The sequence below is a fragment of the Colwellia sp. 12G3 genome, assembly GCF_002836775.1.
In the GTDB taxonomy this organism is placed as follows: Bacteria; Pseudomonadota; Gammaproteobacteria; order Enterobacterales; family Alteromonadaceae; genus Colwellia.
Genome location: NZ_PJAQ01000010.1, coordinates 29,320 through 41,776, shown reverse-complemented (window position 1 = coordinate 41,776; position 12,457 = coordinate 29,320). Strand labels below are relative to the sequence as shown.

Annotated in this window: 8 protein-coding genes; 3 read left to right on the top strand and 5 right to left on the bottom strand. The window is 40.2% G+C overall.

Annotated features, from left to right (window positions below):
• Nucleotides 1-100: 100 nt before the first annotated feature.
• From CXF71_RS04245 to CXF71_RS04235, 3 genes are all read left to right on the top strand, one after another.
• Entirely contained in the window at nucleotides 101-685 is a 585-nt protein-coding gene (locus CXF71_RS04245) for an RNA polymerase sigma factor (protein WP_101231735.1), read from the top strand.
• Between the two features lie 2 nt (nucleotides 686-687).
• Complete coding sequence (locus CXF71_RS04240) at nucleotides 688-1,797, top strand: FecR family protein (protein ID WP_101231734.1); 1,110 nt, start codon at nucleotides 688-690, stop codon at nucleotides 1,795-1,797.
• Between the two features lie 225 nt (nucleotides 1,798-2,022).
• Complete coding sequence (locus CXF71_RS04235) at nucleotides 2,023-4,869, top strand: TonB-dependent receptor (RefSeq protein ID WP_232771377.1); 2,847 nt, start codon at nucleotides 2,023-2,025, stop codon at nucleotides 4,867-4,869.
• A 107-nt stretch (nucleotides 4,870-4,976) separates the two neighbouring features.
• Here the strand turns inward: CXF71_RS04235 and prpF are convergent, their stop codons facing one another.
• The 5 genes from prpF to CXF71_RS04210 form a co-directional block, all read right to left on the bottom strand.
• Nucleotides 4,977-6,161 carry a 2-methylaconitate cis-trans isomerase PrpF gene (prpF, locus tag CXF71_RS04230; RefSeq protein ID WP_101231733.1) on the bottom strand — a complete coding sequence of 395 codons (1,185 nt, stop codon included), beginning with the start codon at nucleotides 6,159-6,161 and terminating at the stop codon, nucleotides 4,977-4,979.
• Between the two features lie 181 nt (nucleotides 6,162-6,342).
• The gene (gene acnD, locus CXF71_RS04225) at nucleotides 6,343-8,961 is read right to left on the bottom strand and encodes a Fe/S-dependent 2-methylisocitrate dehydratase AcnD (protein ID WP_101231732.1); all 2,619 of its coding nucleotides are present in this window, start codon (nucleotides 8,959-8,961) and stop codon (nucleotides 6,343-6,345) included.
• A gap of 205 nt (nucleotides 8,962-9,166) precedes the next feature.
• Nucleotides 9,167-10,318, bottom strand: coding sequence for a bifunctional 2-methylcitrate synthase/citrate synthase (gene prpC, locus CXF71_RS04220; protein WP_101231731.1), 1,152 nt, complete (start codon nucleotides 10,316-10,318; stop codon nucleotides 9,167-9,169).
• A gap of 98 nt (nucleotides 10,319-10,416) precedes the next feature.
• Nucleotides 10,417-11,325 carry a methylisocitrate lyase gene (gene prpB / locus CXF71_RS04215; RefSeq protein WP_101231730.1) on the bottom strand — a complete coding sequence of 303 codons (909 nt, stop codon included), beginning with the start codon at nucleotides 11,323-11,325 and terminating at the stop codon, nucleotides 10,417-10,419.
• Nucleotide 11,326: 1 nt separating this feature from the next.
• Nucleotides 11,327-12,031, bottom strand: coding sequence for a GntR family transcriptional regulator (locus tag CXF71_RS04210; RefSeq protein ID WP_101231729.1), 705 nt, complete (start codon nucleotides 12,029-12,031; stop codon nucleotides 11,327-11,329).
• Nucleotides 12,032-12,457 lie beyond the last annotated feature (426 nt).

Here is a 12,457-nt window from a genome sequence, read left to right as displayed (position 1 = left end):
CTAGCGTTTAAGTTAAAGTAAAAAGATGTGATTAAGGTTAGACATTCACTCAACCTAATGCGTATTATCGATTCAAGCTAAAAGTATTAGGCAAACATGGATGACACGAAACTCAACATTAACAAACCTATTTCTTAGCACTAAAAGAAACATGGGTCGCTTGATTAGTCATATCGTTAAACCTGACGATATTGAGGATATTGTTCAAGAAACTTTTGTGAAAACTTATGAGGCTGATTTAAAGCAAGAAATTAAATATGTGCGTAGCTATATGCTTAAAACCGCAAAAAATCTTGCGCTAAATCATGTAGCTCTATGGGATAATAAATATAATGATTCGCTAGAGGATTTTTCTCAGCCACCTGTTCAATTAACTAGCGTTAACGTTGAAGACGATTATGAAAGTAAAGAGCAATTTTTGTTTTTTTGTCGTGCGACCGATCAACTCTCGGGTTCAGTGCGTAAATGTTTTATACTAAAGAAAGTTTATGGCTTAAGCCAAAAAGAAATTGCTAAGTATTTAAATTTAAGTGAAAGCACCGTAGAAAAGCATATAGCACAAGGTTTGCTAAAAAGTGCAATGTATATAAAACGAATGAACCAAGATCAATGTACTAAAAATTCAAAAAAAGAACGCCAAGTTCATAGCAACCAAGTAAGAAAAAATTCAGGAAATAGAGAATAAGCATGGGTAATGTCAGCCAGTTATTTGGTACAGATAATAAACAGCAAGATGATGATAATGTCCAAGAACTCGCTTGTCTTTGGATCAGCCGTATGGACCGAGGCCTAAGTAATCCTGAAAAAAAACAACTTGTCGATTGGTGTAAACAAAAACCTCATCATCTCAGTGCTCTACTTGAGATGGCTTCTTATTGGGATGATTTAAGTGTACTGAATGAATTAAGTGATTTATTTCCGTTGGCACAGGCGAATTGTCAAAGTCAACGAAATAAATGGTCAGCAATAGCAATTGCTGCAAGTTTTGCCATTATTTCGCTTCTTGGCGCTAATACACTAGTCAATGAGTCTTTTTTACCTTACTTACCTTCGTTTAACGAACAACAATTAACCCAAACTTACACCTTAAAAACTCAAATAGGTGAACAAACAAGTTTTACCTTACAAGACGGGTCACAAATCCAATTAAATACCAACAGCCTTATCGAAGTTGAATATAGCCCCAAACATCGCTTGCTTACTTTAGTAAATGGCGAAGCCCGTTTTGATGTGGCTAAAGATAGAAGCCGTCCTTTCACGGTCACCGCTGGTGAAAAATCATTTACTGCACTCGGTACCATTTTTAATGTTCAAAAGAATGATAGCTTAGCAATGGAATTGGTTGTCACTGAAGGTAAGGTATTAATTACCAAAGCAAGCATGCCGGTAACTGATATTAAAAATACGTTAATGCAAGCTCGTACTACCTTTAAATCTGATACTTTAGAGGCAACGTTAGTTGTTTCTGGTGAAAAGGCGGTAATAACCGATAATTCCCCCTCAATTAATACTACACCGATAGAAAAAGTATCTTTAGATCAAATTCATCGTGATCTAGCATGGCAACAAGGCATGCTTATTTTTGAGGGTGAGCCTCTATCGATTGCACTTGCTGAAATTAGTCGCTACACCACCAGTCACTTTAAGATTATCGATAGTGAACTCGCTGAAATACATGTTGCCGGTTATTTTAAAGCCGGTGACATTGATGGTCTCCTTATTTCATTACAGAGTAATTTTGGTATCAATTTCAATAAAAGTTCTGATGGTACTATTTTGCTTACTTCGGCTAACTAATCCCCTATTTCCTTTTAAGCTTTATCTTTATTTATTAGACCAATAGCCAGTATTTATTACTGGCTATTTCATTACACATGCAACAAGATAATAAAAAATTATAAATAAATTAGAGGATTTCCCCTGCTTAGCTGTTTATTAATATTGCACAGTTGGCGAAAGCAATTTCGTCTGAATCAAATCTCGGTTAGTCACGCCTTGTTAGCAACGTTCACCTTAGCGGTGATGCTATTACCAACAAGGTATGCCAGTGCTGAAGATTTCATTCGCTTTGATATTAATAAACAACGAGCTGATAAAGCCTTAATTGCATTTGCCCAAAAGGCCAATCAAACGATTATATTTTCATTTGATTTGACCAAGCAACATCAAGCAAATGCATTAAAAGGGTATTATCCTGTTAACGCTGGCCTAAAAAAATTACTAAATGGCTCGGGTCTAGTCGCTGTTGTTAATATCTCTGGTCAACTGAGCATTCAAGTTGATTCACATAACAAGAGAGATATAACAATGAAACATAAAAACATGAACGCCGCGCTAATCCCACTTTTACTCGGAGCAGCAAGTCAAACCGCTTTAGCTCAAGAAGCAGTTCAAGTACAAGAAAGTGAAGTAGAAAAAATAGCTATTATTGGTAGCCGGGTTGCCGGTCGTTCCGCTGAAGACTTGCCTGTACCCGTAGATATTTTATCCGCAGAAGCATTAGCCAACACTGGTCAAACAGAAGTTGGTCGGATGCTTCAAGCTATCGCTCCATCATTTAACTTCTCTAGCTCATCCATCAGTGATGGTAGCGATGCTTTACGTCCAGCAACACTCAGAGGGCTAGGACCAGATCAAACGTTAGTATTAATCAATGGTCGACGTCGACACCAAGCCAGTCTAATTCATATAAACACCTCTGTTGGTCGTGGCACAGCGGGTACCGATATGAATGCTATCCCAGCAGCATCGATTAAACGCATCGAAGTATTGCGTGATGGTGCAGCGGCACAATATGGCTCTGACGCTATAGCGGGTGTCATTAACATCGTGCTGAACGATGCCAGTGAAGGCGGTAAAGTAGCGGTATCTTATGGTGAATATTCAGAAGGTGACGGTGAAACAACTAATGTCGACATTACTAAAGGCTTTAGCTTAGGAGATAATGGTTACTTAAATACTACCCTCAATTTTAGAGACCGTGGTTATACAAATCGCGCTGGATTACATGGCTCATGCCAATTTTCAGGATGTACTGATTTGGCTAATGGTAATGTATTATTAGGTGATGCTAGAGAAGCTACCGCTAGTCGCTCAACCTTTAGGATCGGTGATGCTGATTCGAGCCAATTTGGTTTAACCATTAATACCGGCTATGAATTAGGTGATGGTGAATTGTATGGTTTCCTCACTTACTCAAATCGAGATAATGAGTCTGCCGCATTTTTCCGTCATAACAATAATAATGGTGGTAATGCCCCACTTCAAGATGGTGATGCAACTATTCCTGCTGGATTTTTACCTAAAATCAATACCGACATACAAGATATTTCTTATAACTTGGGTTACCAAACACAGTTTTCGGATGGCTCAAGCTTAGACTTTTCTTACACCTATGGTCAGAACAATATTGACTATATTACTAGCGATACCATTAACTCTTCTTATGCAAATTCATTACGTTATAGCTCGGGTTTGAGTGCTGATGAGATTAGAGCGTCTATTCCACGTCAAGCAGCAGCTTACGGGCTAGAGCTATCATTACAAACATTGAACCTTGATTATACTCAAGACTTTGATTTGTTTTCACTCGCTATGGGCGCAGAGATTAGAACCGATCAATTTATAGTCACTGCAGGTGATGAATACTCATATCGCGACTACGATACTGATGCACAAGGCAATAGTTTATACGCCGATGATCGCTCTGCTGGGTCTCAAGGTTTTGGTGGCACAGCGCCGATGCAAGCGGTAGACGAAACCCGTGATGTCATCTCATTTTATGTCGATGCAGAAACTGAAGTGACTGAAGATTTAATTGTTACTGGTGCCGTGCGTTATGATGATTACCAAGGTTTTGGTGACAGTACTAACTTTAAACTAGCGGCTAATTGGTCAATTACTGAAGCAATCGCGATTCGTGGTGCTATGAGTACTGGTTTCCGTGCTCCATCAATGCAGCAGCTATACACTGATAACATTAGCACTCAGTTCCAAAACGATCCGAATAACCCCGGTGGCGATCAAATTGCCGTACAAGTGGGCACTTTTCGTAATGACTCAAACCTAGCCAAAGCGGTCGGTATTCCTGAATTAAAGGAAGAAGAAGCAACCAACTTAAGTTTAGGTACTGTGATTAATATCACAGATAACATTAACTTAACCGTCGATTGGTATTCAATTGATATTGAAGATCGTATCGTATTAAGTAACTCTCTGGGGCAAGGTTTATCACCCGCTTTAGATGCGGCATTAATTGCCTCAGGCGCTGGTGCTGGTCAGTTTTTCCTTAATGGTGCAGATACTGAAACTACAGGTATTGATATTATTGCGACATGGAATACTGAGCTATTAGGCGGTGACTTTAACTTAACTGCAGCAGCAAACTTTACTGAGACAGACGTAGTAAGTATTTATACGCCGACAGGTAGTGCACTTGGTGGGGTTGATCCTAGTGACGTCTTCTCTGAGCAAGCTATTTCAATCATTGAAGAGTGGCAACCACAAGACCGTATCAGCTTGAGTGGTTTTTATACTCTAGGTGATTTGAGTATTAATTTAGCCTTTAACCGTTATGGTGAATATACCGTTACTGATGGTGGTCGACAAACTTACGGCGCTGAAGTGCTGACAGATTTACGTATCAATTACCAAGTTACTGAAAGCTTATCATTTAACATTGGTGGTAATAACTTGTTTGATGTTTACCCGGATGAAAATACCATAGGTAATTCACGTTCAGGAACAATAGAAGATGCAAGTGGTAATGTGGTAGTAAGTAGCCCTGGTGTATTTACTTATTCACGTCGCTCAGCACCTTTTGGATTTAATGGTGCATTCTATTATGCTGGCGCTGAATTTAAGTTCTAGTGCCATAGACTAATGTAAAAGTATAACCAATAAAAAGCGCAGATTACTCTGCGCTTTTTCTGTTTTGATAGCTAAATTATCAAGCTGTTATCTATTCAATTTTCTTTCTATTCAGAGGATACAGGCACCCTCACCCAACCTTCCATCAATACACGTGCACTTCGGCTCATGCTTACTTTTTTCACAGTCCAGTTACCACTAATACATTCAGCTTGTGCGCCGACTTTTAGTGTACCTGAGGGGTGACCAAAAGTTACCGCGCTCCTTTCTCCTGAGCCAGCAGCTAAATTTACTAGTGTGCCTGGAATAGCGGCAGCAGTACCAATGGCAACAGCCGCAGTGCCCATCATGGCATGATGCAACTTACCCATTGACAGTGCACGTACGTGCAAATCAATCTCGCTGGCAGAAATATTTTTGCCACTTGAAGAGGTATACGCTTGTGTTGGCGCAACAAACGCTACTTTAGGGGTATGTTGACGAGAGGCTGCTTCAGAAATATCACTAATTAAGCCCATTTTTACTGCCCCATAAGCACGAATAGTTTCAAAACGTGCTAATGCTTTTTCATCACCATTAATGGCTTCTTGCAGCTCTGTACCTGTATACCCTATTTCTTCTGCATTTAAGAAGATGGTTGGAATACCTGCTGTGATCATAGTCGCTTTAAACGTGCCAATATCAGGTACAACAAGATCATCAACTAAATTGCCCGTAGGAAACATCGCTTCAGATGGATCTACAGGTGCTACAAAATCAACTTTCACTTCAGCTGCAGGAAAAGTGACGCCATCAAGTTCAAAATCACCGGTTTCTTGTACTTCACCGTTAGTCATTGGTACATGGGCGATAATTGTTTTACTGATGTTTTTTTGCCAAATTCGCACTTCACAAATGCCGTTATCAGGTATTCTGTCTGCACTGACTAAGCCTGAGCTAATAGCAAAGCTGCCAACCGCAGCTGTTAAGTTTCCGCAATTACCCGACCAATCTACAAACGCTTTATCGATAGCCACTTGACCAAATAAATAATCAACATCATGGTCAGTTTGTGTTGATTGTGCCAATATCACGGTTTTACTGGTACTAGACGTTGCTCCGCCCATGCCATCGGTTTGTTTTCCGTATGGATCTGGGCTGCCAATGACGCGTAATAACAATTCATCACGTGCACTACCCGCTTGCTGACAACTCTCAGGTAAATCGGTTAAATTAAAAAATACACCTTTCGAAGTGCCGCCACGCATATAAGTAGCCGGCACTTTTATTTGAGGTTTATGTACTGTTGTCATTTACTTATCCTCTTTCTTAATATTTTATAAAAAAGACACATCGAAATGTGCCTTTTAAATTAATTAAACTCTGTGAATCTGAATGAATAAAGCAGGCTTTTTGTGCTAGTTCAAGGCGGAAGCGCGGAGTTGACGCATGTCAATGAGCACTTCTAACGAAGAAATAGCACGAAAAGACCATTTAAGCATTCGATTCAAGGAAATCGGTGGCAAACTTTTGTAGCACGCCACCGCCATCGTAAACGGAAACTTCTTCCGCTGTATCTAAACGACACTTCACTGGAATTTCAATGATTTCACCGTTTGCACGGGTCATCACAACAGTCATAGCTGCCCCTGGTGATGTAGTACCAACAATATCATAAGTTTCGCTACCATCAATATTGTAAGTGTGACGTGTTTCACTGTTAACAAACTCAAGGGGTAAAACACCCATGCCGACCAAATTAGTGCGGTGAATACGCTCGAAACCTTGTGAAACTATCACTTCAACACCCGCTAGACGAACACCTTTTGCGGCCCAATCACGTGAAGATCCCTGACCGTAGTCAGCACCTGCAATAATAATTAACGGCTGTTTGCGTTCCATGTAAGTTTCAATCGCTTCCCACATGCGAGACTCTGTGCCTTCGGGCTCTATACGCGCTAATGAGCCTTGTTTAACTTCGCCATTTTCGTCACGACACATTTCGTTAAACAATTTAGGATTAGCAAAGGTTGCTCGTTGCGTTGTTTCATGATCGCCACGATGCGTTGCGTATGAATTAAAGTCTTCTACGGGTAAACCCATTTTTTCAAGGTAAGCACCTGAAGCACTATTTAGCTGAATCGCATTTGATGGTGATAAATGATCGGTGGTGATGTTGTCACCTAACACCGCTAAAGGACGCATGCCCTTCATAGTACGGACACCAGCTAAGGCACCTTCCCAATAGGGAGGTCGGCGGATATAAGTACTCTTAGGATCCCAGTCGTATAATGGACTTTTGGCAGGTTCAAAAGCGCCTAAATCGAACATTGGTGTATAAATTTTCTTGAATTGTTCAGGTTTAACACATGAAGCAACGATAGCATCGATTTCTTCATCTGATGGCCAGATATCTTTCAAGGTAATATCGTTACCGTTTTGATCTTGACCTAATACGTCTCTTTCAATATCAAAACGCATCGTACCAGCAATGGCATAAGCAACGACTAATGGCGGTGATGCCAAAAATGCTTGTTTTGCGTGTGGATGAATACGACCATCGAAGTTACGGTTACCTGATAACACCGCTGTTGAGTATAAATCGCGGTCAATAATTTCTTGTTGGATTTTAGGGTCTAACGCACCCGACATACCGTTACACGTAGTACAAGCATAACCTACAATACCAAAACCTAATTTTTCCATTTCAGAAAGCAGACCTGCTTCTTCTAAATAAAGTTTGGCAACTTTTGAACCGGGTGCAAATGACGATTTAACCCAAGGTTTACGTACTAAACCTAATTCATTAGCGCGTTTAGCCACAAGACCTGCAGCAACAACGTTTCGCGGATTAGATGTGTTAGTACATGACGTTATAGCGGCAATAATTACTGCGCCATCTGGCATTAGACCATTAGCTTCATCTTCTTTACAGACAGCTAAATTTTTAGCAATGTCTTTCGAGACTAAGTCAGCGGTAGCTAAACGACGATGTGGATTAGAAGGTCCTGCTAAATTACGACCTACCGTTGATAAATCAAATTCAATAACACGCGGGTATTGTGCTTCAACTAAATCATCAGCCCATAAACCTGTGTGTTTCGCATACGTTTCAACTAGGGCTACTTGCTCAGGTTCACGACCGGTAATTTTCAAATAATCAATAGTTTGTTCATCAATGTAGAACATCCCTGCAGACGCACCGTACTCTGGTGTCATGTTTGATATAGTGGCTCGGTCACCAATGGTTAAACCTTTAGTGCCTTCACCGAAGAATTCTAAATAAGCAGAAACAACTTTTTCATTACGTAAGAATTCTGTAATAGCTAAGACCATATCGGTAGCTGTAATACCGGGTTGGCGTTTACCGGTTAACTTAACACCAATAATATCAGGTAGACGCATCATTGATGGACGACCCAACATAACGGTTTCAGCTTCTAAACCACCCACTCCAATCGCAATAACACCCAAGGCATCAATATGCGGTGTATGACTGTCGGTACCAACACAAGTATCAGGGAAAGCAACACCATCACGCGCTTGAATAACCGGCGACATTTTCTCTAAGTTGATTTGGTGCATGATACCGTTACCGGCAGGAATAACATCAACATTTTTAAACGCTGTTTTAGTCCACTCAATGAAATGAAAACGCTGTTCATTACGACGGTCTTCAATTGCGCGGTTTTTATCAAACGCTTCAGGGTCAAAACCCGGCGCTTCAACAGCTAATGAATGGTCAACAATAAGCTGTGTCGGCACAACAGGGTTAACTTTGGCAGGGTCACCACCTTGTTCCGCAATAGCATCACGAAGACCCGCTAAATCAACTAAGGCGGTTTGACCTAAAATATCATGACAAACAACACGTGCCGGATACCAAGGAAAATCAAGGTCTTGCTTCACTTCAATAATTTGCTTTAATGAATCGGTAAGGGTCGCAGGATCACATTTACGCACTAATTGCTCAGCAAGTACACGTGACGTGTAAGGTAATTTAGCGTAAGCGCCTGGTTTAATTGTTTCGATCGCTTCACGTGTATCAAAAAAATCTATCGTCGAGCCATTCTCTTTATAACCAGGTAGCGGTTTTCGGTATTGGTAATTCATAAGTTATTCCAGGAAATATCTTTAACAAACAGTAGTCAAATAAACAATTAATAAATCACTTATCTTGTTTAAATCTTTAAGTGCAATTAGACGACGGAATTTGCCACGAATTCAAGGAAGAAAGTATGAGCATATAAAGATATGTGACTATCTTTATATGTAATGACTTTCTGACGATGAAGTTGTGGCAAATAACAAGTCTCTCCTACCTCTCAGAGATAAGAGAAACCTTACGTGGTTCGCTGCCGATGTAGTCTGCACTCGGGCGTATTATACGGTTATTAGAACGCTGTTCCATTACATGAGCAGCCCAACCGGTCAAACGTGAACACACAAAGATAGGTGTAAATAATTTAGTTGGAATGCCCATGTAGTTATACGTCGAAGCGTGGAAAAAATCAGCGTTACAGAATAACTTTTTGGTGTCCCACATAAACTCTTCACACGCCACTGAAATGTCATATAAAGACGTGTCGCCATTCTCAGCTGCTAATTTTTCAGACCATGCTTTGATTACGGTATTACGTGGATCGGATGTACGGTAAATCGCGTGACCAAAGCCCATGATTTTTTCTTTACGCGCTAACATACCAGCCATTTGCTCTTTAGCATCTGCAGGTGACTTGAATTTTTCAATCATATCCATTGCAGCTTCGTTTGCCCCACCATGAAGTGGTCCACGTAAAGTACCAATAGCACCGGTGATACAGGAGAACATATCTGATAATGTTGATGCACAAACACGGGCAGTAAATGTAGAGGCGTTAAATTCATGCTCTGCGTATAAAATCAATGACACATCCATTACACGCTTATGTTGCTCAGAAGGCTCTTCTTGGTTCAATAAACGTAAAAAGTGTCCACCTAATGAATCTTCATTAGTCATACAGTCTATTTCAACACCATCATGTGAATACTTATACCAATAACACATAATTGCGGGGAAAGCGGCTAACAAACGGTTTGCTGCTTGGTTTTGCTCTGAGAAGTCATTTTCAGGCTCAATATTGCCCAAAACAGAACAACCCGTACGCATTACATCCATAGGATGAGTATCTTTAGGGATAAGCTTTAATACCGCTTTTACCGCTGCAGGTAAGTCACGCATTGATTTTAATGCTGACTTATATGTATCTAATTGCGCTTGGTTTGGTAATTCACCATTAAAAAGTAAGTACGCTACTTCTTCAAACGTTGAGTTTTCGGCAAGATCAGCCACATCATAACCACAATAAGTTAAGCCTGAGCCTGATTTACCTACAGTACAAAGTGCTGTTTCACCTGCACTTTGTCCGCGAAGTCCTGCAGTATTTGCTGGTTTGCTAACGACACTTTTCTCTGCTGTTGTACCGGTCATAATCCTTTCCTCATCTGATAATATGTATAACGATTTTTTATCCATTCTACCGAACGTATTGGTACTTACAGTACTCTTTGGTTCAGTAGAACAACTGATTATTTGTGTGTTTTTTCTTGAGCCTTTTCTTCAGCAAAGAGCGAATCAAGCTTTTGTTCGTAGTCGTGATAACCAAGGTAGTCATATAAATCCATACGCGTTTGCATGTTATCAATTTCAGCTTTTTGGTCACCATCATTTAAGAGTGTTTTATAAACAGACTCAGCCGCTTTATTCATAGCACGAAATGCTGATAATGGATAAAGCACCATCGCACATCCCCACTCACCTAATTGTTCTTTATTCCAAAGCTCTGTTTGCCCAAATTCAGTGATATTGGCAAGAACAGGTACATCAAGAGCCTTGGTGAAAGCTTCATAATGTTCTTGTGTTTGAATCGCTTCGGCAAAAATACCATCAGCACCCGCAGCAACATAGGCTTTAGCACGTTCAATGGCAGATTCCAGCCCTTCTTGTGCAAAAGAGTCTGTACGAGCCATAATAAAGAAGTCACTGTCTATACGTGCATCTACCGCAGCCTTAATACGGTCAACCATTTCTTGTGTTGTTACGATCTCTTTATTCGGACGATGGCCACAACGCTTTTGTGCCACTTGATCTTCCAAATGAACGGCAGCTGCTCCGGCTTTTTCCATATCTCGAATAGTTTTAGCAATATTAAACGCCCCACCCCAACCCGTATCAATATCTACCAGTAAAGGTAGGCTTGAAGCGCCGGTAATTCTTTGTACGTCAGCAATAACATCATTAAGTGACGTCATCCCTAAATCTGGTAAACCGTAAGATGCATTAGCAACCCCGCCACCCGATAAATAAATAGCTTGGTGGCCAAGTTGCTCTGCCATCATCGCGCAATAAGCGTTTATCGTACCGACTACTTGCAGAGGTTTATTATTTTCTAGCGCTAGACGAAATTTCTTACCCGGTGAAACATGTTGTTTTGACATTTTAGAGCTCCTCAGATTTTTGTGTAGCTTTTTGTAAAGCGATTTTATTTTCGATGTTTTTTCGTGATGCCGCGATATGGCGACGCATTAATAGTTCGGCTAGTTCTCCGTCTCTATCACAGATTGCTTGAATAATATTTGAGTGTTCGGTAAAAGCACGTGTTGCTCTTGGGCTATACATACCAAACTGACAACGATACATGCGAACTAAGTGATATAACTGATCACAAATAAGATTGATCAGCTGCTGATTATGACTACCAAGAATAACTTTATAGTGAAAATCAACATCACCTTCTTCTTGGTAATAAGCAATGCCATCTTGCAACGCTTTATCACCCGCATGTTTCGCTAACATATCCTGCATATATGCGATCTCTTCATCGGTCATATTTAGTGCTGCTTGACGACATGCCATACCTTCGAGCGCTTCTCGGGTAATATATAACTCAAGTAACCCTTCAATAGTGCAATCAACAACGCGTGAGCCTACATTAGCTTTGCGCTCAATCAGATGACATTTCTCTAAACGGTTTAACGCTTCACGTAAGGTTGAACGGCTTATTTCATAGCGTTTGGCAAGTTCAGGTTCACTTATTTTGCTACCCGCAGTCATATCACCTTCAACAATGGCATGTTGAAGCTGTTCAAAGACCTTATCAGCCGTGGTAATTGCCGCTTGTTTTGTTGGGTTTTGTAAAAACATAATTTGTCGTGTAAACCTAAATATATTCGTTAAGGATGTTTATCAAGACAACAAGATTGTCGACAAACACAATAATATAAATCAATAATATCTTAATTTATGAATTATTCAAGTAGACTTAAGTATAATTGTCGACAATTAATTTTCACTATGAAATTTAGTGTAAACATTTCGGATCGAAGGGATAAGACAATAAAAATGATAAATGGGTCGGTAAATCAAAGCCTAAAGCAAGTAGCCTATTAATAGGCTATATACCCAACCCCATAGGAGACACATGATTTTAGCGGGAATTTACCGGGTCAAATACAAGACATTTATCTTAAGCATAGTCATTATACCAAGTTGATTAAGTTCTTTCTCACTCAGCGAGAATTAAAAGGCTTAGAGGCAAGGCATTGATTGAAGATAATGGTTATTTCCTTG

Bases quoted from the DNA above. Each gene is read 5' to 3' on its own strand.
- CXF71_RS04240 (WP_101231734.1), top strand. From the start codon at position 688: ATGGGTAATGTCAGCCAGTTATTTGGTACAGATAATAAACAGCAAGAT.
- prpC (WP_101231731.1), bottom strand. From the start codon at position 10,318: ATGACCGGTACAACAGCAGAGAAAAGTGTCGTTAGCAAACCAGCAAAT.
- prpF (WP_101231733.1), bottom strand. From the start codon at position 6,161: ATGACAACAGTACATAAACCTCAAATAAAAGTGCCGGCTACTTATATG.
- acnD (WP_101231732.1), bottom strand. From the start codon at position 8,961: ATGAATTACCAATACCGAAAACCGCTACCTGGTTATAAAGAGAATGGC.
- CXF71_RS04235 (WP_232771377.1), top strand. From the start codon at position 2,023: ATGCTATTACCAACAAGGTATGCCAGTGCTGAAGATTTCATTCGCTTT.
- CXF71_RS04210 (WP_101231729.1), bottom strand. From the start codon at position 12,031: ATGTTTTTACAAAACCCAACAAAACAAGCGGCAATTACCACGGCTGAT.
- prpB (WP_101231730.1), bottom strand. From the start codon at position 11,325: ATGTCAAAACAACATGTTTCACCGGGTAAGAAATTTCGTCTAGCGCTA.
- CXF71_RS04245 (WP_101231735.1), top strand. From the start codon at position 101: ATGACACGAAACTCAACATTAACAAACCTATTTCTTAGCACTAAAAGA.